The 26,211-nt window shown below is 66.7% G+C and carries 29 protein-coding genes; 12 read left to right on the forward strand and 17 right to left on the reverse strand.

Annotated elements, in window-relative coordinates; all coding sequences use genetic code 11:
- Positions 1-21: 21 nt before the first annotated feature.
- Complete coding sequence (locus VGN66_RS06410; RefSeq protein WP_327518021.1) at positions 22-438, reverse strand: VOC family protein; 417 nt, start codon at positions 436-438, stop codon at positions 22-24.
- A gap of 58 nt (positions 439-496) precedes the next feature.
- Here VGN66_RS06410 and VGN66_RS06415 point away from each other — a divergent pair, with 58 nt between their 5' ends.
- Positions 497-1,042, forward strand: a complete 546-nt coding sequence (locus VGN66_RS06415) for a winged helix-turn-helix transcriptional regulator (RefSeq protein WP_327518022.1) — start codon at positions 497-499, stop codon at positions 1,040-1,042.
- On the opposite strand, the gene zapE is transcribed toward VGN66_RS06415, so the two are convergent.
- From zapE to VGN66_RS06445, 6 genes are all read right to left on the reverse strand, one after another.
- Positions 1,043-2,155, reverse strand: a complete 1,113-nt coding sequence (zapE, locus tag VGN66_RS06420) for a cell division protein ZapE (RefSeq protein ID WP_327518023.1) — start codon at positions 2,153-2,155, stop codon at positions 1,043-1,045.
- Positions 2,152-2,610 carry a PaaI family thioesterase gene (locus tag VGN66_RS06425; RefSeq protein ID WP_327518024.1) on the reverse strand — a complete coding sequence of 153 codons (459 nt, stop codon included), beginning with the start codon at positions 2,608-2,610 and terminating at the stop codon, positions 2,152-2,154. Before VGN66_RS06425 ends, zapE begins: the two co-directional genes overlap by 4 nt.
- 21 nt (positions 2,611-2,631) lie before the next feature.
- Positions 2,632-3,414, reverse strand: a complete 783-nt coding sequence (locus VGN66_RS06430) for a succinate dehydrogenase iron-sulfur subunit (protein WP_327518025.1) — start codon at positions 3,412-3,414, stop codon at positions 2,632-2,634.
- Positions 3,415-3,429: 15 nt separating this feature from the next.
- On the reverse strand, positions 3,430-4,818 hold the full coding sequence (creD, locus tag VGN66_RS06435) for a cell envelope integrity protein CreD (RefSeq protein ID WP_327518026.1): 1,389 nt from the start codon (positions 4,816-4,818) through the stop codon (positions 3,430-3,432).
- An 84-nt stretch (positions 4,819-4,902) separates the two neighbouring features.
- A complete protein-coding gene (locus VGN66_RS06440; RefSeq protein ID WP_414713194.1) occupies positions 4,903-5,511 on the reverse strand; it encodes an ATP-dependent Clp protease proteolytic subunit in 609 nt (202 codons plus the stop codon).
- A gap of 186 nt (positions 5,512-5,697) precedes the next feature.
- Positions 5,698-6,681, reverse strand: coding sequence for a C13 family peptidase (locus VGN66_RS06445; protein ID WP_327518027.1), 984 nt, complete (start codon positions 6,679-6,681; stop codon positions 5,698-5,700).
- A 98-nt stretch (positions 6,682-6,779) separates the two neighbouring features.
- Here VGN66_RS06445 and VGN66_RS06450 point away from each other — a divergent pair, with 98 nt between their 5' ends.
- Both VGN66_RS06450 and VGN66_RS06455 read left to right on the forward strand, forming a co-directional pair.
- Entirely contained in the window at positions 6,780-7,022 is a 243-nt protein-coding gene (locus VGN66_RS06450) for a type II toxin-antitoxin system ParD family antitoxin (protein ID WP_327518028.1), read from the forward strand.
- Positions 7,023-7,036: 14 nt separating this feature from the next.
- Complete coding sequence (locus VGN66_RS06455; protein WP_327518029.1) at positions 7,037-7,354, forward strand: type II toxin-antitoxin system RelE/ParE family toxin; 318 nt, start codon at positions 7,037-7,039, stop codon at positions 7,352-7,354.
- 40 nt (positions 7,355-7,394) lie between these two features.
- Here the strand turns inward: VGN66_RS06455 and sdhA are convergent, their stop codons facing one another.
- From sdhA to sdhC, 3 genes are read right to left on the reverse strand one after another with little or no spacing between them, the layout of a single operon-like run.
- Positions 7,395-9,197 (reverse strand): succinate dehydrogenase flavoprotein subunit, encoded by a 1,803-nt coding sequence (sdhA, locus tag VGN66_RS06460; RefSeq protein ID WP_327518030.1) that lies wholly within the window; start codon positions 9,195-9,197, stop codon positions 7,395-7,397.
- Positions 9,197-9,595 carry a succinate dehydrogenase, hydrophobic membrane anchor protein gene (gene sdhD, locus VGN66_RS06465; RefSeq protein ID WP_327518031.1) on the reverse strand — a complete coding sequence of 133 codons (399 nt, stop codon included), beginning with the start codon at positions 9,593-9,595 and terminating at the stop codon, positions 9,197-9,199. The genes sdhA and sdhD overlap by 1 nt, the downstream gene beginning before the upstream one ends.
- Positions 9,595-10,059, reverse strand: coding sequence for a succinate dehydrogenase, cytochrome b556 subunit (sdhC, locus tag VGN66_RS06470; RefSeq protein WP_327518032.1), 465 nt, complete (start codon positions 10,057-10,059; stop codon positions 9,595-9,597). The genes sdhD and sdhC overlap by 1 nt, the downstream gene beginning before the upstream one ends.
- Before the next feature lie 192 nt (positions 10,060-10,251).
- Here sdhC and VGN66_RS06475 point away from each other — a divergent pair, with 192 nt between their 5' ends.
- The 5 genes from VGN66_RS06475 to VGN66_RS06495 all read left to right on the forward strand — a co-directional run bounded on the left by VGN66_RS06475 (position 10,252) and on the right by VGN66_RS06495 (position 15,698).
- Positions 10,252-11,595, forward strand: a complete 1,344-nt coding sequence (locus VGN66_RS06475) for a methyl-accepting chemotaxis protein (protein ID WP_327518033.1) — start codon at positions 10,252-10,254, stop codon at positions 11,593-11,595.
- Positions 11,596-11,607: 12 nt separating this feature from the next.
- Complete coding sequence (locus tag VGN66_RS06480) at positions 11,608-12,972, forward strand: methyl-accepting chemotaxis protein (protein ID WP_327518034.1); 1,365 nt, start codon at positions 11,608-11,610, stop codon at positions 12,970-12,972.
- A 161-nt stretch (positions 12,973-13,133) separates the two neighbouring features.
- Positions 13,134-13,835 (forward strand): SDR family oxidoreductase, encoded by a 702-nt coding sequence (locus VGN66_RS06485; RefSeq protein WP_327518035.1) that lies wholly within the window; start codon positions 13,134-13,136, stop codon positions 13,833-13,835.
- Complete coding sequence (bla, locus tag VGN66_RS06490; RefSeq protein ID WP_327518036.1) at positions 13,825-14,724, forward strand: subclass B3 metallo-beta-lactamase; 900 nt, start codon at positions 13,825-13,827, stop codon at positions 14,722-14,724. Before VGN66_RS06485 ends, bla begins: the two co-directional genes overlap by 11 nt.
- A complete protein-coding gene (locus VGN66_RS06495; protein ID WP_327518037.1) occupies positions 14,721-15,698 on the forward strand; it encodes a 50S ribosomal protein L11 methyltransferase in 978 nt (325 codons plus the stop codon). The genes bla and VGN66_RS06495 overlap by 4 nt, the downstream gene beginning before the upstream one ends.
- A gap of 96 nt (positions 15,699-15,794) precedes the next feature.
- Here the strand turns inward: VGN66_RS06495 and phhA are convergent, their stop codons facing one another.
- Positions 15,795-16,667 carry a phenylalanine 4-monooxygenase gene (gene phhA / locus VGN66_RS06500; protein ID WP_327518038.1) on the reverse strand — a complete coding sequence of 291 codons (873 nt, stop codon included), beginning with the start codon at positions 16,665-16,667 and terminating at the stop codon, positions 15,795-15,797.
- A 77-nt stretch (positions 16,668-16,744) separates the two neighbouring features.
- Between phhA and VGN66_RS06505 the strand changes: the two genes are divergently transcribed.
- The gene (locus tag VGN66_RS06505) at positions 16,745-17,467 is read left to right on the forward strand and encodes an alpha/beta fold hydrolase (protein ID WP_327518039.1); all 723 of its coding nucleotides are present in this window, start codon (positions 16,745-16,747) and stop codon (positions 17,465-17,467) included.
- A gap of 117 nt (positions 17,468-17,584) precedes the next feature.
- On the opposite strand, the gene VGN66_RS06510 is transcribed toward VGN66_RS06505, so the two are convergent.
- Positions 17,585-17,836: a hypothetical protein gene (locus VGN66_RS06510; RefSeq protein ID WP_224921456.1), complete on the reverse strand. Its 252-nt coding sequence runs from the start codon at positions 17,834-17,836 to the stop codon at positions 17,585-17,587.
- Positions 17,837-17,847: 11 nt separating this feature from the next.
- Positions 17,848-18,912, reverse strand: coding sequence for a glycerophosphodiester phosphodiesterase (locus VGN66_RS06515; protein ID WP_414713182.1), 1,065 nt, complete (start codon positions 18,910-18,912; stop codon positions 17,848-17,850).
- A gap of 62 nt (positions 18,913-18,974) precedes the next feature.
- Here VGN66_RS06515 and VGN66_RS06520 point away from each other — a divergent pair, with 62 nt between their 5' ends.
- From VGN66_RS06520 to VGN66_RS06530, 3 genes are read left to right on the forward strand one after another with little or no spacing between them, the layout of a single operon-like run.
- Positions 18,975-19,886 (forward strand): XdhC family protein, encoded by a 912-nt coding sequence (locus tag VGN66_RS06520; protein WP_327518040.1) that lies wholly within the window; start codon positions 18,975-18,977, stop codon positions 19,884-19,886.
- Positions 19,883-20,455 (forward strand): nucleotidyltransferase family protein, encoded by a 573-nt coding sequence (locus tag VGN66_RS06525; protein ID WP_327518041.1) that lies wholly within the window; start codon positions 19,883-19,885, stop codon positions 20,453-20,455. Before VGN66_RS06520 ends, VGN66_RS06525 begins: the two co-directional genes overlap by 4 nt.
- The gene (locus tag VGN66_RS06530) at positions 20,448-21,305 is read left to right on the forward strand and encodes a DMT family transporter (protein ID WP_327518042.1); all 858 of its coding nucleotides are present in this window, start codon (positions 20,448-20,450) and stop codon (positions 21,303-21,305) included. The genes VGN66_RS06525 and VGN66_RS06530 overlap by 8 nt, the downstream gene beginning before the upstream one ends.
- 3 nt (positions 21,306-21,308) lie before the next feature.
- On the opposite strand, the gene VGN66_RS06535 is transcribed toward VGN66_RS06530, so the two are convergent.
- From VGN66_RS06535 to VGN66_RS06550, 4 genes are read right to left on the reverse strand one after another with little or no spacing between them, the layout of a single operon-like run.
- Positions 21,309-22,517 carry an ABC transporter permease gene (locus VGN66_RS06535; RefSeq protein ID WP_327518043.1) on the reverse strand — a complete coding sequence of 403 codons (1,209 nt, stop codon included), beginning with the start codon at positions 22,515-22,517 and terminating at the stop codon, positions 21,309-21,311.
- Positions 22,517-23,227 (reverse strand): ABC transporter ATP-binding protein, encoded by a 711-nt coding sequence (locus tag VGN66_RS06540; protein WP_327518044.1) that lies wholly within the window; start codon positions 23,225-23,227, stop codon positions 22,517-22,519. Before VGN66_RS06540 ends, VGN66_RS06535 begins: the two co-directional genes overlap by 1 nt.
- Entirely contained in the window at positions 23,220-24,605 is a 1,386-nt protein-coding gene (locus VGN66_RS06545) for an efflux RND transporter periplasmic adaptor subunit (protein WP_327518045.1), read from the reverse strand. The genes VGN66_RS06540 and VGN66_RS06545 overlap by 8 nt, the downstream gene beginning before the upstream one ends.
- Positions 24,605-26,110, reverse strand: coding sequence for an efflux transporter outer membrane subunit (locus VGN66_RS06550; RefSeq protein WP_327518046.1), 1,506 nt, complete (start codon positions 26,108-26,110; stop codon positions 24,605-24,607). Before VGN66_RS06550 ends, VGN66_RS06545 begins: the two co-directional genes overlap by 1 nt.
- Positions 26,111-26,211 lie beyond the last annotated feature (101 nt).

Below are 26,211 nucleotides of genomic sequence, written 5' to 3' on the forward strand. Positions count from 1 at the left end.
ATGTGCAGAGCTAGACCCCGCTCAACCCGCCCCGCCGCCCGACATATCCTGATAGAACATCAGCGCGTTGCCGTCGGGGTCGTAGAAGGTGAGGAGGCGCACCATCCCCGGAATCTCGTTGATCGGGCCGTCCTGCCGCACGCCGGCGGCATCCAGCGCCGCCTTGGCCGCGTCGAGGTCGATGACGCCGAAGGTCAGCGTCGCGCCGCCGGGGCCGCCCGCGCTTTCGACCTGCGACAGGCCGACGCTTACGCGCGCGACCGACGAGGTCAGTTCGCACCACGCAATCTCGTCCATCCGGTACATCAGCGTCATCCCCAGCACATTCTCGTACCACGGGATCGAGCGATCGAGGCTGGTGACGCTGAGCGCGCAGGTCAGTCCGCCGTCATAGCTGATCGCGGTGGTGGTCGCCTCAAGAGTAGCTTCGCTTGCCATTTCGTCCTCCCGACTCTATGGTTCCATTTGTATAGTAGATTGTGATTTGGTCAAGGGCGTGAATGATCCGGTTCTGACAAGTGCGGTGTTGCAGCGGCTGGCGGCGGGGCGGTGGACGATCCCCGTGCTGGCGCTGCTCAGCCGGGAACAGGGATCGCGCTTCGCGGTGATCGAGCGGCGGTTCAGCTTGTCGCGCAATAGCCTGACGCGGACGCTCGCCACTCTACGCGAGCAGGGTTGGGTGATGCCCAATCCCGGCCATGGCCACCCACTGCGCCCCGAATATGTGCTGACCGACGCTGGGCGCGCGATCGGCGCGGCGTGCGAGCGGATCGACGATGTGCGTGTGCGGCTGGGGCTGGAGGCGCCCGATCTGTCGCGCTGGACGCTGCCGGTGGCGGGCGGGCTGGGCGACGACTGGACTCGCTTCAACGCGCTGCAGTCGCGGCTGGCCCCGGTGACGCCGCGCGCGCTGTCGCTAACGCTGCAGGCGATGATCGGGCAGGATCTGGTGACGCGGCGGCTGGAGGACCGGTTTCCGCCGGTGGCGCTCTATGGCCTCACCGGGCGCGGGACGGAGCTGGCGGAGGCGGTGGCGGGATAATCACCCCGCCGCGCCATGCCCTTGCGCCAGATACTCTTCCGACTGCATTTCCATCAGGCGGCTGACGGTGCGTTCGAACTCGAACTTCCCGTCGCCTTCCGCATAAAGGTCGATCGGGGCGGCGTCGGCCATCGCCAGCAGCTTGACCTTATGCTCGTACAGCGCGTCGATCAGCGTGACGAAGCGCGCGGCTTCGTTGCGGTTTTCCGGACCGAGGCGCGGGATGCCGACGATGATGACGGTGTGGTAGCGGCGCGCGATTGCGAGATAGTCGCTCGCCCCGCGTGCCTCCTCGCACAATCGCTTGAACGAGAAGACGGCGACGCCCTTCAGCGCCTTGGGCACGTGCAGCGTGCGGCCCTGTACCGACAGGTCTTCGCTCGGCACATGCGCGCGATCCTCGATCGGGTAATCGGTCAGGCGGAAGAAGGCGGCGGACAGCGTCGCGGTGTTGGCGGGGCTGTTGGGCACCAGCCACAGGTCCATCTTGCCCAGCCGGTCGCGGCGATAATCGGTCGGGCCGTTGAGCGGCAGGACGTCGAGCTTGTCCTTGAGCAACGCGATGAAGGGCAGGAAGCTGTCACGCTGCAACCCGTCCTTGTACAGGTCGTCCGGCGGGCGGTTGGAGGTCGCGACCACGCACAGCCCCTCGGCCATCATCGCGGTGAACAACCGGCTGAGGATCATCGCGTCGGCGGTGTTGTTGATCACCATCTCATCGAATGCGAGCAGGCGCAGGTTTTCGGCGATCGCCTTGGCCACCGGCGGGATCGGGTCGCCCGCTTCCTTCTTGCGCTCCTCGGCAATCCGCGCGTGGACCTCGATCATGAACTCGTGGAAATGGACGCGGCGCTTGCGCTCAATCTTCACGCAGCCGAACAGCAGGTCCATCAGCATCGACTTACCGCGCCCGACGCCGCCCCACATGTAGACGCCGCGCGGAGCATCAGGCGCACGCCGGGCGAGCCGCCACAGCACGCTGCCCTTGCGCGGCCCTTGTTCGAGTTCACGCGCGAGATGGGCGAGGCGGCGTGCGGCGAGGGCCTGGTCGGGGTCGGCGCGCAGCTCGCCCGCGGCGACCAGCGCCTGATAGCGTTCGAGGACGCCGGTCATGCGCTTGGCGGCGATGATTTGCGGACGGTGCCGGAGAAGCTGGCGAGGACGGTCTCGTCCTGCCGCACGAGCCCGCGCATGAACAGCATCCGCCCGGTTTCGCGGAGCAGCTCAACCTCCGCGACGATCGGCTCGCCGATCCGGCTGGTGCCGATGAACTGCGCCGACAGGTCTAGCGTCACCGCACCGCCAGCTCCCAGCACGCCGAAGCTACGCGCGGCCGCGAACAGGGCGACGTCCATAAAGCCGAGCAAGGCGCCGCCATGGGTCGACTCGCGCAAGTTCGAGTGTTCGCGGCCCGGCACCATCCGCACCAGCGCGTTGCCGCCTTCGATCCGCGTCAGGATCCGGCCAAGGAACGCGTTGAAGCGCGTCGGATCGCGCAGTTCCCAGCGCTTCCAACCCGGATGGTCCGGGTCGTCCACATAGACGAAATGCGTGTCGGCCTGCGACAAGTCAGGGGTTGCCGGAGCGGATCAGACGACCCGCTCGGCTTCCAGCTTCTTGATCTCGGCAATCGCCTTGGCGGGGTTCAGACCCTTGGGGCAGACATTGGCGCAGTTCATGATCGTGTGGCAGCGATAGAGGCGGAACGGATCCTCGAGCTCGTCGAGCCGCTCACCGGTCGCCTCGTCACGGCTGTCGGCCAGCCAGCGATACGCCTGAAGCAGGATCGCTGGCCCCAGGAACCGGTCGCTGTTCCACCAATAGCTCGGGCAGCTGGTCGAGCAGCATGCGCACAGGATGCATTCGTACAGGCCGTCGAGCTTGGCGCGGTCTTCCGGCGACTGCAGCCGCTCCTTGCCCGAGGGCGGCGGGGTCACGGTCTCGAGCCACGGCTTGATCGAGGCGTACTGCGCGTAGAAATGCGTGAAGTCGGGCACCAGATCCTTGATCACGTCCATCGCGGGCAGCGGGGTGATCTTGATGTCCCCCTTCATATCCTCGATCGCGGTGGTGCAGGCGAGGCCATTCTTGCCGTCGATGTTCATCGAACACGACCCGCAAATTCCCTCACGGCATGAACGCCGGAAGGTCAGCGACGGGTCGATCTCCGACTTGATCTTGATCAGCGCGTCCAGCACCATCGGCCCGCATTCGTCGAGGTCGATGGTGAACTGGTCGTAGCGCGGGTTCTTCCCCGAGTCGGGGTCGTAGCGATAGATGGTGAAGGTCTTTTTTCGCGATGCGCCGACCGGCGCCGGATGCGCCTTGCCCTTCGTGATCTTGCTGTTCTTCGGAAGGACGAAGTCGGCCATCGTGAACCTCTTAAACTACACCGCGGACGGGCTGGCGACGCGGCCACCCCAGTCCAGATTGCGCGTCAGATACATAACCGCTGCCAAGGCTGCAAACAGAAGCAGCGATCCGATCAGCAAGGAATAGGCTTCCAGGCTGAGCAGGATGTAGAGAACGCCATACAGCGCTACAAGAAGGCCCGCGATAAACCCTGCGCGACGGCGGCTGCCGAGCACCGCGGCGCTATATGCGGTCAGCAGCGCGATGACCCCGCCCGACGCTACCAGATAGGCCGGGGTGAAGCCGGCGACCTCGGCAAAGGCGAGCAGCAGGACGAAGAACAGCACGAGCCCGGCGCCGACCAGCAGATATTCGACCGCCGATACGCGCACCCCCGCGACGACGTCGAACAGCAGGAACGCCATGAAGGTGAAGCCGATGAACAGGAACCCGTATTTCACGCTTCGATTGACCTGCGCATACAGGTCGACCGGCTGGATCAGGCCGACCTGCGCCTGCGCCGATGGGGCGGCGGCGGGCGAACGCGAGTCGTAGGCTGGCTGTAGCTCGCGCGACTCGGTGGGCGAGTCGCTGGTGCTGACCAACGTCGTACCGAGTGCGAGGTTGGAGATGCGATAGGTCGCGCTGAACCCCTCGGCCGTGTTGCTGTGCTTTTCAGGCAGGAAACCGCCGGTGTAGCTGGGATGCTGCCACGGCGAGGTGACAGTCCAGCGCGTCGCGCCCGCGCGCGGAGCGAGGGCGACGACCGAATGGCCACGCAGGGCATAGGCGAATTTGGCGGTGATCGGCCGCTCGCGCAGGGTCGAGGCGTCGAGATTGGCGAAGAAGCCCGATCCGCCGGTGGCAGCGACGCCGTTGCCGGGCTGGGCCGGGGCGGGCTGGCCATCGATGGTGACGCGGTTGGCGGGTTTCAGCCCGCGCGGGTCGGCGACGCCGAAGCGCAATTCGGCCTTGTCGAACTCGAGCGTCGCGAGATCGACGATGCGCGCGGTGTCGGGTGGCAGGCGGAAGGACGCGCCGCCCGAGATGTCGGCGTCATAGACCACCGCCTCATAGATGCCCGATCGCGTGCGCCGGTTGGGCTTAATCCGCGTGTCGATGTCGAGCGTGGCGGGGGCGATGAACAGCTGGCGCCGCTGGGTCGTGGTGCGGGTGACGGGCTTGCCATTTTCCTGCACCGTCTCCGTCACCGGCAGCGCATAGGGGATGACGAGTAACGGCCCGGCGAGGGTCTGCGGCCCGCCCCAGCCCTCGGCGATGCTGCTGCGCGCGGTCTCCGACTGGCTCTGTCGGTCATAGACGAGCAGATAGACCATGAAGAGCGGAATGGTCAGCACCGCGCCGATGATCAGCGCGAGCAGCAATTTCATTCCGGGCGAACGGTTGGCGGCGTGCAGGTCCATGAGCGACTCCTGTCAGTGAAGTCGCTGGCGTAACGCGCCGCTATCCGCGCGGCATGAGCGCATGGTGAGGTTTTTCTGAGCGCGTCAGATCACGTCGAGGACGAGGCCCAGATCGCGTGCTTCCTCGGCCTCGATATACAGGTTCGACGGCGCCTTTTTGCACAGCTCGTCAAAGCCCAGCTTCGATCCGGCGACGATGTCACGGAACCCTTCTTCCTCGATCCGGATCGATTCCTCGATCTCGTGCAGCTTGGCCTGAAGGATCGGGACCAGCGTCTTGAGCGGGCCTTCGAGATGGATGTCGGCGGTGAGCTTGCGCTCATGGATCATCAGTCGCGTACCCTGAGTCAGGAAGCGCTTGTCGACCGGGAAATGCGCCATGAAGGTCGCGCCCGCCGAATAGACCGCGACTTTGCCGAGGAACAGGATCTCGCGCCCGGTATATTCGCGCAACAGCCGGACTTCATCGCCCATCAGCCGGGCGACCTCGGGATCGCCGCCGAGCGTCGAAATCGCGATGACGAGCGTGCCGTCGGTCGGCGCGGCGGCGAGTTGGTCGCGGAAGCTGTGGTACATCGCATGGTCGACCGGCCCCGAAAGGCAGATGTGCGGCGTCGCGAGCAGCGGATAGCGCGTGCTGTAGGGGGCTGGCGTCGCGGGATCGGACGGGGCGTCGAAGGCCGGGGCGGGGATGTCGAATGCTTGGGTCATCGCCCGCGCAACCATCGGCCGGGGACTAGGTTCCCGCCGGGCGCGCCGCAGACCGTCGCGCACGCCGATGGCGACCAGCGCGATGCCCGCCGCAAGCAACGCGAGAAAGGCGAGGGGGATAAGGGTCTCCACGCCGCTTCAACCCGCAACCGGGCGAAAGGATCAGCGTCAGGGACCCTGCAGGCTGTCGACCGATGGCTTGCCCACCGGCTGGGTCGCGATCTTGGGCATGCGCGCCTCGAGCGGGGCGAGCCATTTCTGCACGTCGGTGCCAATGCTCCGCTGGGGCAGCGACGGCTTGAGCTTGCCGCGCGTTTCCCAGGTGGCGATCTCGGCAATCGCCTCAGTCACTGCGCTGCCGAGCGGCTGGGGCTTGCGCAGCGCGCGGTTGACCAGCGCATCGCCGAAGAAGGTCCAGTCATTCTCGGCCGCGCAGCCGAAGGACGAGCGATCCGCCGCCGCCGCGCTTATGATCGCGGTCTGCGGGCTCGACAGGACGGGGACGAACACACCCGAATAACAGGCGCTGACGATCAGCAGCCGGCGCTGCATGCCATGTGCCTGAAGCAACTGCGCCAGCCGTTTGGGCGAGATCGCGCCGAACCCCTCATTGCCGTCATGATACACCACCCCGAATGGCGCCCCGTGGCTGGTTGTGTAGAGGATCAGCACATCCTCCTTCTCGTCCATCAGTTCCGCGATACGGGAGAGGGCGGCCTCGACATTGGCTGGCGACCCCATGGGGAGCGGCGAGGGGGCCTTGCCGTCGCTTCCGCCAAGGATGATCGTACGGCCGACCGCGTCGTAGCGCCGCGAAAGCACCTTGCCCGCCTCGCGCGCCTCCCGCCCGAACACGGGGTCGCTGTCGAGGCCGACCGAGAGGACATAGGCATCGACCACGCCCTTGCGCTGCGGCAGCAGCGGGCCAAGCGCGCGGGTCAGGCGGCGATGTTCGGCGAGCGCGTGGGTTGCGGTGCGATCACGCTCAATCTGCATCCCGCCATCGGCTTGCTGAACGACTTCCTGTGGCGTCGATCGCGTCAGGGCGGGCGGCGGGGGTGCGGTGTGTTTCGGCGGAGCATAGGGCTGTTGCTGCGCGGACGCGGCGGGAAGCGCGAGCAGCGCCAGTGCAAACGGCAGGATCGAACGCATCAAATCACCCCCTGACGGCAAAGGTGCTTTGGGGGCGCGGCAAGGTCAAGGGACGGCGCAGAGTTGCTGCCGGTACCGGATTTTGGTAATCTGTGTGAATGGCAGCTAAAAACACCTCCGTCGCCCTGGGCGAACACTTCACTCTGTTCGCCGCCGAGCAGGTAGCGACGGGCCGTTATGGTTCGATGAGCGAGGTCATTCGCGCTGGGTTGCGGTTGCTGGAGGATGAAGAACAGCGGATGACCGCGCTGCGCGAGGCAATCCGGGAGGGGGATGAGAGCGGGGAGCCGGAGCCTTTCGATATGCGGGCGTGGATCGCTGAACGGTATTCCGAGGCTTGAGCTACAGGATTGAAATGCGCCCCCGCGCTCTTGCCGATGTGCGCGATATCGGCGATTACTCCGATGAGCGATGGGGAAAGGCGCAGGCCCAGCGATACCTCGATGCGATTGCGGACAGCCTAGATCAGATTGCACAAATGCCGCTCGCTGGCAGCGATCAGGCTGATGTGTCGCCCGGCCTGCGCAAATGGCGCAGCGGGTCGCATAACATCTTCTACCGCGTGGGCGGCGATGTCGTGTTGATCGTGCGCGTCCTGCACGCAAAGATGGATGTCGCGGGCGTTCGGGCGACCCTGCAAAGCCCGGCGATGGAGTATCGGCCCGGAGGATAAAGGCGAGCGCCGGTCGCGAAGCCGCAACCGGCACCCTGCCTCAATACACCCGCTTCTTCGGCTTGATATACTCGACCTCGTCGGTGAGCGTGTAGTCGTGGACCGGGCGGTAATCGATCGCGACCGCGCCGCCCTTGCCGCCCCAGCCTTCGAAGCTCGCCACCGTGTGCTTCATCCAGGTCGCGTCGTCGCGATCGGGGAAGTCCTCGTGCATGTGCGCGCCGCGCGATTCCTTGCGGTTGTCGGCGCTGCGGATCGTGACGACGGCCTGGCTGATCAGGTTGTCCAGCTCCAGCGTCTCGATCAGGTCGGTGTTCCAGATCAGCGAACGGTCGGTCACGCTGATATCGTTCATGCTCTGATAGACCGCGTCCATCTTCGTCACGCCCTCGGCGAGCAGCGCGGTGTCGCGGAACACGGCGGCGTTGCGCTGCATCGTGCGCTGCATTTCGGCGCGGATCTTCGCGGTCGGGGTGCCGCCCTTGGCGTTGCGGAAATGGTCGAGGCGGGTGAGCGCAAACTCCTCCGACCCCTTGGGCAGCGGGTTGTGCGGCGTGTTGGGCTTGAGCAGCTCCTTGAGCCGCAGGCCGGTTGCACGGCCGAACACGACCAGATCAATCAGGCTGTTCGAGCCGAGACGGTTGGCGCCGTGCACCGACACGCACGCCGCTTCACCGACCGCGAACAGGCCGGGGACGACCGCATCGGGGTTGCCGTCGCGCAGCTGCACGACTTCGCCATGATAGTTGGTCGGCACGCCGCCCATATTGTAATGCACCGTCGGCACCACCGGCAGCGGCTTCTTGGTCAGGTCGACGCCCGCGAAGATCTTGCCCGTCTCGGTAATGCCCGGCAGGCGCTGTGCGAGCACATCGGCGGGAACATGGTCGAGGTGCAGGAAGATATGATCGCTGTCCTTGCCGACGCCGCGACCTTCGCGGATCTCCATCGCCATCGAGCGCGCGACGACGTCGCGGCTGGCGAGATCCTTGGCCGAGGGGGCGTAGCGCTCCATGAAGCGCTCGCCTTCGGAGTTGGTCAGGTACCCGCCTTCGCCGCGCGCGCCTTCGGTGATCAGCACGCCGGCGCCATAGATACCGGTCGGGTGGAACTGGACGAACTCCATGTCCTGCAGCGCGATCCCTGCGCGCAGGGCCATGCCGTTGCCGTCGCCGGTGCAGGTATGGGCGCTGGTCGCCGACTGGTACACGCGCCCGCCGCCGCCGGTGGCGAGGACCACGGCGTGCGAACGGAAGCGGTGGATGCTGCCATCCTCCATGCACATGGCGACCACGCCACGGCACGCACCGTTTTCCATGATCAGGTCGAGCGCGAAATATTCGACGAAGAAGTCCGCGTCATACTTCAGCGACTGCTGATACAGCGCGTGCAGCATCGCGTGGCCGGTGCGGTCGGCGGCGGCGCAGGTGCGCTGAACAGGGGGGCCTTCGCCCATATTCTGCATATGGCCGCCGAACGGACGCTGATAGATCGTCCCGTCGTCGTTGCGGCTGAACGGCACGCCGGCATGCTCCAACTCGATCACCGCCGCCGGTGCTTCGCGCACCATATATTCGATCGCGTCCTGGTCGCCCAGCCAGTCCGACCCCTTGACGGTGTCGAACATGTGCCAGGTCCAGTGATCGGGCGAATTGTTGCCGAGCGAGGCGGCGATGCCGCCCTGTGCCGCGACAGTGTGCGACCGGGTCGGAAACACCTTGGTGATGCACGCGGTTTTCAGGCCCGCCTCGGCGCAGCCCATGGTTGCGCGCAGGCCCGAACCGCCTGCGCCGACGACGACGGCGTCATAGCTGTGATCGATGATCTTGTAGGCGGCGGACATCAGGCTGGTGCTCCGGTAGCAACGGTGGTGAAGGCAATCTTGAGGATCGAGAAGATCGCGAAGACCGCGCCGCCGATGGCGAAGAAGTTGAGCAGCGTCATCAGCACGATGCGGCTGGCGTCGCGCGCGTAGTCTTCGATCACGACCTGAAGTCCGGCCTTGAGGTGATAGAAGACGCTGAACACGAGCAGGATCATCGGCACTGCGGCGACCGGCGCGGACAGCCACGCCTGAACGGTTTCATAGCCCAGGTCAGGCAGACGGATCAGGCTGACGATCAGCCAGGTCATCAGCAGCAGGTTGGACCCCGCCGACATCCGTTGGTGCCACCAGTGGTGCGTGCCCTCATGCGCCGAGCCGAGACCGCGAACGCGGCCGATGCTGGTTCCGGTGCCCATTACTTCGTCTCCACCGCGATCGGGGTTTCGGTCTTCGGTGCCTTGGCCAGTTCGCCATAGACGATCCAGCCCCACAGAGCGGCGGTCAGCGCGACCGCCACGATCATGGTCAGCACAGCGAAGCTCTTGTTCGTCTTGAGCTCATATCCGGCGCCGGCATCCAGGAAGAAATGGCGGATGCCGGTCATCATGTGCTGGAAAAAGCTGAGCGTCAGCCCAACGCCAAGAATGTAGCCGATCACGTTCGGCGCGCCGCTTTCGACCGTCAGGCAGTCGAGGAACTTGGCGTAGCTTTCCGGACCCGAGGCCAATGCACACAGCCACCACAGGAATACGCCGACCCCAACGGTCGCCATCCCGCTGCCGGTCGCGCGGTGCAGGATCGAGACCAGCATGTGCGGTCCCCATTTCCAGACCTGGAGATGGGGTGAGAGCGGGCGGTTGATGTTGCGGGCCTTGGCCACGACGTGTCCCCTATGATTTGCGCCTCCAAATAGCCCCCCGCGTCGCCGATGCAAGAAGCTACCCCGCAAATGATGTGTCCCTAACCCACCCTTAACCACTTCGCTTGTAGCGTTGTGAGTAAGGCCCGGGGCGAAGTGCGTCCGGGACAATGGGGGACTGTTTCCGTGACTCGAGCGCGAGCGAACACCGATATGCCCGCAACCGGAGCGATGAGCGCGCGGATCGACATCGCCGCGCGGTTGCGGATTTTCGATTTTGACGGGTCGATGGACCGGCTGAGTCGCGACGTGTGGGACCTGCTGGAGCCCGAGATTCGCTCGGTGTCCGAAGCCTATTGGCAGCAATGGCTGCGCTGCTTCGCCGATGAACGCGACTGGGCGCCCGACGATACACAGAAGATGATCGATGTGGGTATCGTCTTCCTGCGCAACCGCTTTCTCGACACGCGCGGGCGGGCATGGATCGAATCGATCGAACGCTCGGTGGCGGCTGCCTATGGCGCCGATGTGGCCCCGACCGCGCTGCTGTCGATGATCAACGCCAGTGACCGCGCCGCGCTGGAGGTGCTGGTGCGTCGGGTCGAGCAGGGCGATGCGCGCTTGTCCACGATGATCGATACGCTGATGCGCCTGTCCGCGCTGGAAAGCGACATCACGGTCGAAATCTACAATCTGTACCGCGAATACAGCGCGCAGGTGTCGCGCGACCGGCTCGCCAGCCAGTTTCGCGACTCGATCGGCACGACCGTCGAACGCGCATCGAGCGAGGGTGAGGCGCTGCGTGCGCAGGCCAGCCATACGTCGTCGGCGGCGCGCGGCATGCTGGGCAAGGCGAGCGAAGTGGCTGCGGCTGCCGAACAATCAGCGCTGGCGATGCGCGAGGCTGCGCACACCGCCGCCGGCTTGATCCGGGCGATCGAGGATGCGCGCACCGAGGTTGAGGTTGCGGCGGACGTCGCAACCCGCGCTTCGGCGCAGGCGGGTGAAGCGGTGGCGATGAGCGAAATGCTGTCCGACCATGCCAAGTCGATCGAATCGATCCTGGGTCTGATCCGCGACATTGCCGGCCAGACCAACCTCCTCGCGCTCAATGCGACGATCGAGGCGGCGCGTGCGGGCGATGCCGGGCGCGGCTTTGCCGTCGTTGCGCAGGAGGTGAAGAGCCTTGCCAACCAGACTGCGCGCGCGACCGACGATATCGCCGGCAAGATCGCGGCGATCCAGTCCGCGACGCGCGGCACGGTCGAAACCAACGCCTCGATCCGCAACACCGTTCAGGAAGTGCAAGCCAGCGCCGACCGCATCCGCGGCGCGATGGAAGTTCAGGCACAGACGGTGACGGCGATCACTGCGGCAGTCGATGAGACTGCGCTGGCGGCCGACTCGATGTCCGCCACGATCGGCGCGATCCGTGAGGATACCGAAAGCGTCGCCAGCGATATCGAGCGGGTCGGCCAGGGCTTTGCCGCACTCGATGCCGAACTGGGTGCACTCAAGAACAGCGCGGGCGAATTCGTCGCAAAAGTCGCTGCATGATGGAGGGGATCAATGGCCGTAGCCAGGGAGCTTGGGCAATGGAGCGGCGACGATCGCCCCATTGCCGAGCGGATGCGTGACTATGACTGGGATGGTGCGATCACCACAGGCTGCGCGCGCATTGCCGAGCTGATCGGCGACGATTTCGAGACGATCGCACGCGGCTTCTGGGATCATTATCTGTCGCTTCCCGCGACGGCGCATATCCGCAGCTACTTCGTCGGCGCGCGGCTCGATGAGCAGATCGTGCTCAGCACGCGCTACACGCGCATCAAATATTCGCGTCCATTCGACAGCGAATGGGTCGAAATGGCCGGCAAGCATGCCGAAGACTCGCATCGTGCGCGGATTCCGTTGCCCGCCTTGCTCTCCGCCTTTGCCTTTGCCCATGGGCGGACGTTCGAGATCCTGGGCAATCGCCTGCCAGACGATGTCGCTGGGTTCCGCCAGTTGAGCGATGTCGCGACCCGCATGTCGATGCTCGAGGCGGACTTCATGGCCTCGCGGCTGGGTATCCGGGATGCTGAACTCGCGCGGCGGGCGCGTCAGGGTCAGTCGGACCGCTTTCGCGCCGATATCGCCGGGACGATCGACATGACCAGCACGCTGGGCGCGCGGGTGCGCGATCAGGCGCGTGGTGCGGCCAATGCCGCGCGCGGGATGCAGGGCAAGACCAACGAAGTCGCCGCCGCCGCCGAGCAATCGGCGCTGGCGATGCGTGAGGCGGCGTCGACCGCCGCTGGCCTGATCCGCGCGATCGAGGATGCGCGCGCCGAGGTCGATGTCGCGGGCGATGTTGCCCAGCGCGCCAGCCGCCATGCCAGCGAAGCGGTGATGATGAGCGCGACACTGGCCGGCCATGCCCAGTCGATCGAGTCGATCCTGGGCCTGATCCGCGACATTGCCGGGCAGACCAATTTGCTCGCGCTGAACGCGACGATCGAGGCGGCGCGGGCCGGGGATGCCGGGCGGGGCTTTGCCGTGGTGGCGCAGGAGGTGAAGAGCCTCGCCAGCCAAACCGCGCGCGCGACCGACGATATCGCCGCCAAGATCGCCGCGATCCAGGCGGCGACCGACCAGACGGTGGCGACCAATACCACGATCCGCGTCACGGTGAGCGAGGTGCAGGCGAGCGCCGACCGCATCCGTGACGCGATGGCGATGCAGGCGCAGACGGTCACCGCGATCACTGCGGCGGTCGACGAAACTGCCCTGGCGGCAGATTCGATGTCCGCCACGATCGGCGCGATTCGTGAGGACAGCCATGCGGTGGCGGGCGAGATCGACTCGCTGGAACACGCTTTTGGCGAGATCGACGAACGGCTGGGCCAGCTCAGCGACGCGGCGACCAGCTTTTCGGCCAGCGTGGCGGCGTAAACTTCCTAATCTCCCTCCCGCTCGTGGGAGGGGCTAGGGGAGGGCCTGTCCACACGGAGAAAAGCCTGTTGTGACAGGCCCTCCCTCGTCCCCTCCCGCAAGCGGGAGGGGAGACTTGATCGGGGGTGACGAAGCCGAGCGTTCCGACTAACCGGGTCGCCATGACGACCCATATCCTGATCACCGGCGCCAGCCGCGGCATTGGCGCCGCGATCCTCTCCAGCTTTGACGGTCGTGACGTGCGCGCGGTCGGGCAGGGGACGGCGAGCGGCATTCCCGCCGATTTCACCGACCCCGCCGCGCCGGCCGCATTGTGGCAGGCCGCGCTCGACCAGCTCGACGGGCGGATCGATGTGCTGATCAACAATGCCGGGATTTTCGAAGCCGCACCGATCGACCTCGACGACGACGCCTGGCTGGCCGCGTGGGAGCGGACGATGCAGGTCAACCTGACCGCCTCGGCCCAGCTCAGCCGCTTTGCGGTCAGGCACTGGCAGGAGCGGGGTGAGGGTGGCCGTCTGATCAACATCGCCAGCCGCGCCGCCTATCGCGGCGACTCGCCGGCGCATTGGCATTATGCCGCGTCGAAGGCGGGCATGATCGGCATGACCAAGAGCATCGCGCGGGGCTATGCGAAGGAGGGCATCCTCGCCTTCGCTATTTGCCCCGGCTTCACCATGACCGGCATGGCGGAGGATTATCTGGCCAGCCGCGGCGGCGACAAATTGCTCGCCGACATCCCGCTCGGCCGTGTCGCGATGCCCGATGAGGTCGCGACCATGGCCCGTTTCTGCGCGCTGGAGGCCCCGCCGTCGATGACCGGCGCGGTGCTCGACGTGAACGGGGCGAGCTATGTCCGTTAAGGGCGCGCTGCTGGCCGTAGCGCTCGGCGGATGCGCGGCGGCGGCACCCGTTCCGCAGGCAAGCGCGCCCGCCGGCGCCGTATCCGGCAAGGAGCATGTCGCGCAATGCAAGGACCGCGACGGCTGGAGCGATGCTGCGCCGCCGGTGCAGGTGTACGCCAATGTCTGGCAGGTCGGCACCTGCGGCATCGTCGCGCTGCTGGTCACGTCGGATGCAGGTCACATCCTGATCGACGCGGCGACCGACAAAGCCGCACCCGGCATCGCGCGCAATATCGAACGGCTGGGGTTCAAGCTCTCAGACGTGAAGATCATCCTCAACGGGCATGAGCATCTCGACCATGCCGGCGGGATCGGCGCGCTCCAGCGGATGACCGGCGCGCGCCTGCTCGCCCGCGCCCCCGCGCGCGCCGCGCTGGAAAGCGGAGAGGCGTCGCCGGACGATCCACAGCTGGGCATGAACGCCAAATTTCCCGGCGCGCGTGTCGATGGAATTGTCGCCGACGGCGAGGTGGTGCGGCTCGGCCCGCTCGCGCTCACCGCCCATGCGACACCCGGCCATACGCCGGGATCGACCAGCTGGTCGTGGCGCAGCTGTGCGGGCGCGGAGTGCCGCAACATCGTGTACGCCGACAGCATCAGCGCGCTGTCCAATGACAGCTACCGCTTTTCCGACCACCCGGCCTATGTCGCCGCCTTCCGCGCCGGTCTCGACCGGCTGGCGGGGCTGGATTGCGATATCCTGATCACCCCACACCCCGGCGCGAGCGACTTCCACGCCCGCCTCGCTGGAACTGCGTCGCTGATCGATGCCACGGGCTGCGCCACCTACGCCGCCGGGGCACGCGCGCGCCTGGATGCACGGCTGGCGAAGGAGCAGTCACGATGACCAGCTGGAAACTGACTCTGCCGTGCACCCGCGACGAGGCTGAGGCGATTGATTTCGAGGGCGCGGAGTTGCTCGGCATCGACCCGGCGCCGGTGTTGCTGACCAGCGAGACGATTCCCGACGATCCGCTCGCCTGGCAGCTGGAGGCCTATTTCGAGGCGAAACCGGGCAAGGCCGACATCGCCGCCATCCGCACGCTGGCCCCCAGCGCGAAGAAGGCGAAGGAGGTCATCGAGCAGATCCCGGACGAGGATTGGGTAACGCTGAGCCAGCAAGGGATCGCGCCGGTCCATGCCGGTCGCTTCTATGTCCACACCTCGACCAATCGGGGCGAGGTGCCTGAGGGCGCCAAGACCTTCCAGATCGAGGCCAGCCGGGCATTCGGCACTGGCACGCATGAAACGACCGCGGGATGCCTGCGCACGCTCGATGCGATGCGGACGCGGGGCGAGCGGGTCGACAATCTCATCGATATCGGCACCGGCACCGGGCTGCTCGCCTTTGCCGCGATGCATTTGTGGCCGCGTGCCTACGCCACCGCATCGGACATCGATCCGGTGTCGGTCGAGGTCACGGAGGAGAATGCCGTCATCAACGGCGTGCCGCTTGGCGTGATGCAGGGGCAACTCGCGCTCGCCGCAGCGGCGGGGCTTGAGCATCCGCTGCTCACCGGCCGCGCGCCCTATGACCTCGTCATCGCGAATGTGCTGGCCGGGCCGCTGATCGAACTCGCGCCGAGCATCAGCGCGGTGCTGGCCGAGGGCGGGACGCTGATCCTGGCCGGCTTGCTGGAGACACAGGCGGAGCGCGTCGCGGGGGCGTATCGCCGCCACGGCCTGCGGCTGGCGGGCAAGACCCCGATGGGCGACTGGCCGACGCTGCGGCTGCGCAAGCGCACGCGCTATGGCTGGGGCCGGACGACGCGGCCCGGGCCGGACGGGCAGGGGCTGGCTCCGGGGTTTGGGAGCTGGTGAGCCTCTCGTCGTCCCGGCCTTGAGCCGGGGACAGGGCTTCTTCTTCATCAAGAACAGCCCGGCCCCGGGTCAAGCCCGGGGCGACGATGAGGGGTTTCAGGCCGCGTCGCGGCTCCGTGCGTATTCCTGCGTCCCCAGCGTGATCACCCGGTCGTCCGGCTTGATCGCGGCGATGGCGATATCCGGCTGAGCCAGGATCTCGTCGTAGAGCGGCGCAAAGTCGGTTTCGATCGTGACGCGTAGCAGTTCGTCGAAGCTGGGGATGACGAAGTAATTCTGCTGGAAATCGTCGATGCGGTAGTTGGTCCGCATCACGCGCTTGAGGTCGAAGCCGATCCGGTTCGGGCTGTCGCTGTCGAGCGCGAAGCGGCTCTCGCCATAGCTCGACACGATCCCGGCGCCATAGATGCGCAGATCGTCATCCTCCTGGATCAGCCCGAATTCGACCGTGTACCAGTAGAGGCGCGAGAGCTGCTTGAGCGCGCCATGTTCCAGCGCGCGCAGGCCACCGCGGCCATAAGCCTCCATATAATCGGCGAACACCGGGTCGGCGAGCAGCGGGACATGGCCGAACACGTCGTGGAAGACGTCCGGCTCCTGCAGATAATCGAGCTGGTCGGCGCGGCGGATGAAATTGCCCGCGACGAAGCGGCGATTGGCCATGTGATCGAAGAACACATCGTCGGGGACGAGCCCGGGGACGGCAACGACCTGCCACCCCGTCGCCTTCATCAGCCGTTCGGACAGATCCTCGAAATTGGGAATGCCGCTTTCGGACAGCTTGAGCAGATCGAGCCCGCGCAGGAATGCTTTTGACGCGCGACCGGGGAGCAGCTTGATCTGGCGTTCGTACAGCGTGTCCCACACGGCATGGTCTTCAGCCGTGAAGGCATCCCAATTCTGCGGGATGGTCCAATCGGTGCCCGCGCCTTCCGGCGGGCGTTCAAGAACATGGGTTTCACTCGTCATGTCCGCAGCATAGCATGGGTGCGCGACACGCGGAACCGAGGGGTTTGCCGGAGATTGTGTCGGCGAGGAGTGATGCGATGCCCGTGAATCTCGACGCCAAGGCGCCACCGGCCTCCGCGCTGCTCGCCGAATGGCCGCGCGCTGCGCTGTCGGTAGGGGCGCTGCCCTTTGCATGGAAGGAGCTGCTGGCCGAGCCGCGCGGCGACGGGCGGCCGGTGATGACGTTGCCGGGGCTGGTCAACAGCGACCTGAGCAACATCGTCATGCGCCGGTATCTCGATGCGCTCGGGTATCGCGCCTATCCGTGGGCGTTGGGGCGTAATTTCGGCGCGCGCGCGATCGGGGCGGAGGGCGAGCGCCTGTTCGAGCGGATCGCGCAGGTTCACGAGGAAACCGGGGAAACGGTGACCTTGGTCGGCGTCTCGCTCGGCGGAATCATGGCGCGGATCGCGGCGCATCGCCATCCAGAGCTGGTACGCGAGGTGATTACGGTCAGCTCGCCCTTCGCCGGCCTGCCCACCGCGACCAATGTCTGGCGCGTGTTCGAACTGGTCAGCGGCCAGCGCGCCGACGATCCGGCGGTGCGCGCGATGCTGGAGGAGGCGTCCTCGCCCTTGCCCGTCCCCGCAACCGCGATCTGGAGTGCGAGCGACGGGCTGGTCAACGGCGCGATCTGCCACGAGCCGGACTGCGAAACCGCGCGATCGATCGAAGTCGATTCGAGCCATTTGTGGGTGCAGATGAAGCCGCAGGTGCTGCGCGCGATTGCGCAGACTTTGGGACGGAGTGCAGCAGCCTAGCGGCTGTGCACCAACCTCCGTTTGTGCTGAGCTTGTCGAAGCACCAGACCCACGACTGGTGGTCTTCGGCCCTTCGACAGGCTCAGGGCAAGCGGGTGATGGAAGCGCGGCGGCGCATCAATCGCATTCGTCGGGATCCTTGCGGCACTTTTCGTCCTGCTTCTTGCGCTCGCGGCCTTCCTTGGCCTCTTTCTCGCGCATCTTGCGGCCGTAATTGCGGTCGGATTCGTCCTGGCTGGTGGTTGCCCAGTCGGCGGCCTTGCCCACGACCTTTACCGGCGCGGTGACGACGTCGAATGCGGTCTTGGCGACGCAGCCGCCGGACAGCAGCGGCAGAACCGCGACAGCAACAATCAGGTTCTTGCGCATCGCGCGGTCCCTCATTCAGCCCGACGGCGGGATTGCCGGTCGCGTGCCTCGACACCCAGATAGGGGTAATCGGTGAATAAACCATCCACACCGGCATCGAGGAATCGCGCAATTTCGGCGGCCATGTCGCCATGTCCGGCGGGATTGATCCCCTTGCGCAGGCGCGACGGCAGGAAGTAATTTTCGGCGCGGAACGTCCAGGGGTGGACCTTCAGCCCAACGCCATGCGCGTCGGAGACCAGCGCGGAGACGGCGCCGTCGCCCGCAACCACCATGTCCTTGTGCGGACCGATACCGGCGGCATAGGCCGCGACCGCCTTCAGCCCCTCCGGCGTCGCCATCGCCGCGTAGCTGGGGTGCGCCTTGTCCGCCGGGCCGCCCTCGGCCGCCATCAGCTGGATCAGCTTGACCGGGGTCAGCTGCTTCAGCGCCTTGAGATTATTCACCTCGAACGACTGGATGAACACCGGCGCATCGGCGCGGTCCCATCCCGCCGCCTTCAGCTCCGCGACCAGCAGCGCTTCCATCGGCAGGCCGATCGACGCGAAATAGCTGGGGTGCTTGGTCTCCGGATAGATGCCGATCGTGCGCCCGGTCTTCGCGGTCGCGGCTTTGGCCAGCGCGATGATCTCGCGCAGCGTCGGCACCTCGAACTGGCCGTCATATTTGGTGTTGCCCCGGCGCAGCAGCGCCAGCCGCTCCTTCGCGCGCAGCGTCTTGAGTTCGGCGAGCGTGAAATCCTCGGTAAACCAGCCGGTATGGCTGGTGCCGTCGATCAGCTTGGTGCGCTTGCGGTCGGCGAATTCCTTGCGGCTCGACACATCGGTAGTGCCGGTGATGTCGTTCTCGTGCCGCGCGACCAGCTGGCCGTCCTTGGTCACCACCAGATCTGGTTCGATAAAGTCTGCACCCTGATCGATCGCGAGGGTGTAGGCGGCGAGCGTATGCTCGGGCCGCTCCCCGCTGGCGCCGCGATGCGCGATGACGATAGGCTTGGACGAGATGGCGGCCTCCTTGGCGAGTGCGGGCGTTGCAATCATGGCCAGCACCAGCGCCGCTCGCAACATCCCAGTCATCGTCCTATCTCCACCAGTTCATTCCGGCGGCTAGGTGATTCGGATGACAATATGGAGGCACCATGGCCGATAACGACAGCGTGATCGCCGCAGCGCGCGGGTGGGCGGGCGCGCGGATGGCGCTGGCGACGGTGGTGTCGACCTGGGGTTCGGCCCCGCGCCCGCGCGGCAGCCACCTGCTGGTCCATGAAGATGGGCGGTTCGAAGGATCGGTGTCGGGTGGCTGCGTCGAGGCGGACATCATGGCGGTCTCCGCAGAGGTGATCGCTGGCGCGCCGTTCGCGCTGCGTCGTTATGGCGTGGCCGACGCGGCGGCGTGGGAAGTCGGACTGCCATGCGGCGGCGAGATCGAGGTGATGGTCCAGCCGGTCGCGCCCGACGGCTTCGACCCGGCGCTGTTCGATGCGATTGCGAAGGCGCGCGAAGCGGGCAGGGGCCTCGCGGTCGCCACCGACCTCGCAACCGGGCGCAGCAGCCTCGACCCGCTGCCCGACGCCTTTATCAACCGCTACGAACCGCCGCGTCGGTTGCTGATCGTCGGCGCGGTGCAGATCGCGCAGGTGCTCGCCGGCCTCGCGCGCGAACTTGGCATCGCCACGGTGGTGATCGATCCGCGCGGGCGATTCCTGACGCCCGAGCGCTTCCCCGGCGTCACGCTGGACGATCGCTGGCCCGATGAGGCGGTCGCGGCGCTGCGTCCGGATGGCGCGACTGCCGTGGTCACGCTGAGCCATGATCCCAAGATCGATGATCCGGCGTTGTTCGCCGCGCTGAACGGCGGGGCGGGCTATGTCGCCGCGCTCGGGTCGCGCAAGAGCCATGCGGCGCGGCGCGAGCGGCTGGCCGAGGCGGGCCTGACCTCCGAGCAGATCGACCAGGTCGAGGGACCGGCGGGGATCGACATCGGCGCGGTCGGCCCGGCGGAGATCGCATTGTCGATCGCGGCAGGCATGGTCCGGGCACTGCACGCATGATCGCGCCCGAACGTACTGCGCTCATCCTGCTCGCCGCTGGCCGATCGTTGCGCTTTGGCGACGTGGACAAGCTGACCGTGCCGTATCTCGGCCGCCCGCTCGGGCTGCATGTGGTGGTGGCGCTGGAGGCGATCCCGTTCTGCTCGCGCATCGGTGTAGTCGCGGGCACGGCGCTCGATCTCGCGAGCTGCGGGTACAGCGTCGTCACCAATGACGACCCCGCTGCCGGGCTGGGGCGCTCGCTGCGCCTTGGCGTTGAGGCAGCGGCGCAGCATGATCCCGATGCGGTGGTGATCGCGCTCGCCGACATGCCCCGCGTCACCGCGACGCAAATCTATCGCCTGCTCGACGATGCGCGCGGCGACGAGGCGATCGTCGCGTCCAGCGATGGCGTCATCCCGCGCCCGCCGGTTCTGTTCGGCCGCGCGCATTTCCCGGCCTTGCTCGCTGCGCGCGGCGATGTCGGCGCGCGCGATCTGGTGCGGCGCGGGCATCATATCGTCGCCCCGCCGGCCGAGCTGATCGACATCGACACGCCGGAGGATCTGGCAAAGCTGGCGCATGGCTGATCAGACGCTGGCGATCGCGCTGGGCCTGATCTCCGCGTTCACGCTGGCGCTCGCCAATATGGCGGTGAAGCGGGGGGAGGACATTCTGGTCGGGCGTGCGGTGCTGTCATCGAGCGCCGCAATCGTGATCGCCCCGTTCGCGCTGATCGTGCCGCTGCCCGATGCCGCGACCTGGACCGCGCTCGCCTGGGCGGTACCGGCGCATTTCGCCTATCAGATCTGCCTGGTTCGGGCGATGCAGCGCGGCGATCTGAGCCTCGTCTTCCCGATCATGCGCGGCGCCGCGCCGCTGCTGACCGCAGGGTTCGCGGTGCTGGTGCTGCGTGAGCAGTTGCCGCTGATCGGCTGGGTCGGGCTGATGCTCGCGGCCGGGGCGGTGATCGTGTTCGCGCTGCCCGCGCGCGGGGTGTCGATCGCCGCGCATCCCGACAAGGTCGCGCTCGGCTGGGCGTTTGCGACGGCGATCGGGGTCGCGCTGTATAACATGGCCGACGCGCGCGGCGTGCGCGTCGCGCCGAGCCCATTCACCTATATCGTATGGCTGTTCATGCTCGATAGCGTGTGCATCACCACCACCGCCCTGCTGCTGCGCCGTCGGGAGCTGCGGCGGGCGGTGCAGGCGACGTGGAAGCACGGTGTCGCGGCGGGGGCGCTGTCGAGCGTCTCGTTCGGCTCCGCGCTCTACGCCTTCTCGCTGATGGAGGTCGCGAAGGTCTCGGCGCTGCGCGAAACGGCGGTGGTGTGGGCCGCGCTGATGGGCGCGTGGATGCTCGGCGAAGGATTCGGCGCGCGGCGGATCGTTGCGGCGGTCGTTCTCGCGGGCGGGTTGGTACTCCTCCAGTTCAGCTAAAAATCACTCGTGCCGCAGCGCGTCGATCGGGTTGAGGCTCGCCGCGCGGCGTGCCGGGAAATATCCGAACACCACCCCGATCCCCGCTGCGATGGCAAAGGCGATGATGTTGATCTGAAGATCAAACGTCCATGGCACCTGCATCAACGGCGTCAGCGCGGCGACCGCCACCTGCGCCACCAGCAGCCCCATGACTCCGCCTAGCATCGACAGCACGATCGCCTCGACAAGGAATTGCATCAGCACCTCACGCGCGACCGCGCCGATGGCGAGGCGGATGCCGATTTCGCGCGTCCGCTCGGTCACGCTCACCAGCATGATGTTCATGATGCCGATGCCGCCGACGATCAGGCTGATCGCGGCAACCGTGGCCACGATGCTGGTCAGCAACTGGGTAGTGCCGGTCAGCGTCGCGCTGATCTGCGCGGTGTCGAAGATGTTGAAATTGTCCTGCTCGCCCGCCTCGATCCCGCGCCGCTCGCGCAACAGGTCGCTCAGCGACGCCTGCACCGCTGCAGAATCATAGGCGCTGTCCACGCCCACCAGCATCACGCGAATGTCGCGATTGCCCGAAAAACGTCGCTGCACCGTCTTGATCGGCATGATCACGACATCGTCCTGATCGCCGCCAAAGCCGGCCTGACCGCGCGTCGAGAGCGTGCCGATCACGTCGCACGACACGTCGTTGATCCGGATCCGCCGCCCGATCGCCTCGCCGCCGCGGAACAGGTTCTGGCGCACGGTATTGCCGATGATGCACACCGCCTTGCCCGCCGCCTCCTCTGCCGAAGAGAAGGTTCGGCCGCCGGTCAGCGGCCAGGGCTGGACCTGGAAAAAGGCGTTGGTGGTGCCGTTGATCGTGGTCGACCAGTTTGCCCCGTTATAGATCGCGGTGCCGGTCGCCTGCGCCTGCGGAGCGACGGCGGTGACGCCGGCGATCTGTTCGCTGATCGCCTCCACATCCTGCTGCTCGAAATCGGGCGGACGCGGCCCGCCGCCGCCGCGGCCAAAGCCCTGACCCGGGCGCACCTGAAGGATGTTGGTGCCGAGGCTGGCGATCTGTTGCTGCACCGCTGCGGTCGTCGCATTGCCGAGCGTAACCATCGCTACGACTGCAGCAACACCGATGATGATGCCGAGCGTCGTAAGGAACGAGCGCAATTTGTGGCGCAGGATCGACCGGATCGCGAGGGTGAAGGTGGTGCCGAGCATCAGGCGTGAACCCCCGCCTTCAGGCCCGTCTCGACCCGCTCAACCAGCCCGTCCTTGAAGTGGACGATGGTCCGCGCGAACGCCGCCATCTCCGATTCATGGGTGACCATCAGGACGGTGATGTCGCTGTCCTTGTTGAGGCCGGTCAGCAATTGCATGATCTCCACCGACCGTTCCGAATCGAGGTTTCCGGTCGGCTCGTCGGCGAGCAGCACCGCCGGGCTGGTGACGATCGCGCGGGCGATGGCGACGCGCTGCTGCTGGCCGCCCGACAGTTCGGCGGGGGTATGGTCCCACCATTTGTCGAGCCCGACCTTCTCCAGCGCGGCCATGCCGAGCATGTGCCGCGTCTTCTTGTCCTCGCCACGATACAACAGTGGCAGTTCGACATTCTCCAGCGCGCTGGTGCGGCTGAGCAGGTTGAACCCTTGGAACACGAAGCCGAGGTAGCGGCGGCGCAGCAAGGCACGCTGGTCGCGGTCGAGCGCTTCGACATGGACATTCTTGAACAGGAACTCGCCTGCGCTCGGCACGTCGAGGCAGCCGAGGATGTTCATCGTCGTCGACTTGCCCGAGCCCGACGGCCCCATCACCGCGACGAAATCGCCCTGTTCGATGTCGAGGTCGATGCCCTTGAGCGCCTGAAACGCGGTCGGCCCCTCGCCATAGGTCTTGGTGACGCCGCGCAGGCGGATGATCGGATCAGCCACCCGACGCCCCCGCCTTGCGCTGGCCCCCACCGGAGCCGCCGCCCGAGCGCTTGGCGCTCCCGCCGCTCTCACCCGAAAACTGGCCGGTGATGACTTCCATGCCGGGCTTGAGGTTGCCGGACAGCACTTCGGTCACTTGTCCGTTGGTGTCGCCGGTGGTCACTTCGATCGGCTGGGGCTGGCCGTCTTCGCCCTTCACATAGACGGTCTGCTTGGCACCGCGCTGGATCGTTGCGGACTTCTCATTGTCTCCGCCCCGGCGCCGGCGCCCCGGCACCAGCGCACCGGCCATGCCGCCGCCCTTTGTTGCTTCCTGACCGCCCGCGCTGGGGGTAAAGCGCAGCGCCGCGTTGGGAACCAGCAGGACATTGTTCTTCTGCAGCGTGATGATCTCCGCCGTTGCGGTCATGCCGGGGCGGAGCTTCTGCTCCGGATTGGCGACCGACAGCGTGGCAGCATAGGACACCACCTGCGCCGTCGTGGTGGTCGTCGTGGTGCTCGCCTGCGCTGACAGGTTGGAGCCGACATCGACGCGCTGGATGATTGCGGGGAAGGTGTGGCCGGGGAAGGCATCGACGGTGAAGCTCGCCTTTTGCCCCTGCTTGACCTGACCGACATCGGCCTCGTCGATCGCGACTTCCAGCTCCATCGCGCTGAGATCCTCGGCGATCACGAACAAAGTCGGGGTGTTGAACGATGCCGCGACGGTCTGGCCGGGCTCGACCTGCCGCGCGAGCACCACGCCGTTGACGGGCGAGCGGATGATCGCCTTGTTCCGCTGGGTGGTGGCCGAGCGCAAAGCGGCCTGTTGCGAGGTGACCTGCGCCTGGCTGGCGCGCACCGTCGCCGCCGCACGCGTCACGGCGGCGCGGGCATTGTCGAGCTCGGTCTTGGCCGGCACGCGGCCGCCCGACAGGCGGCTGACTTCCTCGAACCGGGCGAGCTGGCTGCGCGCCTCGGTCAGCGTCGCCTGATTCTGCGCGACCGTCGCCTGTGCGGCGGCGACCGATGCCTGTGCCTGAGTGATCGCGTCATCAAGCCGTTCGGGATCGATCAGCGCGAGCGGCTGGCCCGCCGTTACCCGGTCGTTGACGTCGACCAGCACGCGGTTGACCAGACCCGACAATTCCGAGCCGACCTGAACCTGATTGGTCGGGGCGAGCTTGCCGGTTGCGGAGACGGTGACGGTCAGCGATCCCTTTTCGACCGCGCGCGTCGCATAGCCCGCTTCCTCGGTCCCGCCGAACATCTTCCACGCGCCGAACAGGACGGCGACGATCACCAAGGCGAGCGCGATCCATTTGGCGTAGCGTTGCCAGACCGGGGTCGTCTTACCGCCGAGAAACTCGTCGATCTTGGGATTTGCAGCGTCGGCCATCAATTGCTTCCGGTCGTTTCGGGGGCGGTGGGGGTAGCGGGCGGCGGGGGCGCGACGCTGTCGGGGGTCGGCGCGGCGCTGGCATCCCAGCCGCCGCCGAGTGCGAGATAAAGCTGGATCAGCGCCGATGCCTTGTCCGACCGCGCCTGGTTGAGCCCGTTGCGTGCGGAGATCAGCGACGCCTCGGACTGGCTGAGCGTCAGGAAATCGGCGAGGCCCGCGCGGTAGGAACTGCGCGACAGGATCGCGCTGTTGTTGGCGGCATCCAGCGCGATGATGAACTCGCGCTCACGCGCCTGTGCGGTCTGCAGCGCGACGACCGCATTCTCGACCTCTTCGATGCCGATCAGCACAGTCTGCTTATAGGCGTAGAAGGCACCATCCGCGGCCGCCTGCGCCGATCGCACCTGCGCGCGGGTGCGGCCGGCGTCGAAGATCGTCTGGGCGATATTGGCGAATACGCGGCCGGTGATCACGTCGAACAGGCCGCCGATATTGCCCGCGCCCGCATCGATGCTCCCGCCGAGCGAAAGCTGCGGGTAGAGCTGCGCCTGCGACACGCCGATCTGCGCGACGGCGGCGGCGAGGTTGCGTTCGGCGAGCCGCACATCGGGCCGCTGGCGCAGCGTATCGGCAGGGATGCCGACCGCGATCCGCTCCGGCCCCTGCGGGATCGGGCGCACCGCCTCCATCTGTGCCTTGAGCGCGCCGGGCGCCTGTCCGGTCAGCACGCCGAGGCGCGAGACCGCGCTGTTATAGCTTGCCTCGATCGACGGGATCGACGCGGCGGTCTGTGCGCGGGTGGCGCGCGCCTGTTCCTGATCGAGCGAGGAGACGAGGCCCGCCTGCACGCGGAACCCCGCAATTTCGAGATTGTCGTCCTGAATGGTCAGGCTCTCACGCGCATTGGCGAGCTGCGCCTGACCGGCGCGGGCGAGGATATAGTTGCGTGCGATCTCGCCCTGAATCGACACCAACGTCGCGGCATAGCTGTAGCCCGATGCCTCCAGCTGCGCGCGGCTTGCCTCGACCCCGCGCCGGACGCCACCGAACAGGTCGAGCTGATAATTGACGTCGCCGCCGAGCGAAAAGCTGGAGCTGCCGCCCTGCGACACGCTGGTGATGGTGCCGTCGGGCAGGGTGACCTGCGTGCTCGTGCCGCGGATCGGCTCGCTCCGCGATGCGCCGCCGCTTGCGCTGACCGAGGGGAGGAGCGATGCACGCGACTGGACCAGTGCCTCGCGCGCCTGACGCAGCCGGGTGACCGCCTGTGCCACGTCCAGATTTTGCGTCGCCGCTTGCTCGACCAGCCCGGACAACATCGGGTCATTGAATGCGGTCCACCAGCGTTGCAGGTCGGCCTGCGCCTGCTGGTCCGCCGCGACCGAGAAAGCGGGCGGGACGCCAAGCTGCGCGGCGGTACCGGGGCGGTAGTCGGGGCCCGCCGCACAGCCGGCAAGCGGGAGCGCGGCCATGCCGAGGATCAGGAAGGGGCGAACGATCATGCCCCGAAAATGGCCAGCACCGCTCGGCCCGTCCACCAAAAGAGTGTCGCAAATTGTACGCATCGCGTTGGAACACCCGCGAAACGATTTGGTTGCGGCGA

Origin of the sequence: Sphingomonas sp. (genome assembly GCF_035998645.1) — a bacterium.
In the GTDB taxonomy this organism is placed as follows: Bacteria; Pseudomonadota; Alphaproteobacteria; order Sphingomonadales; family Sphingomonadaceae; genus Sphingomonas.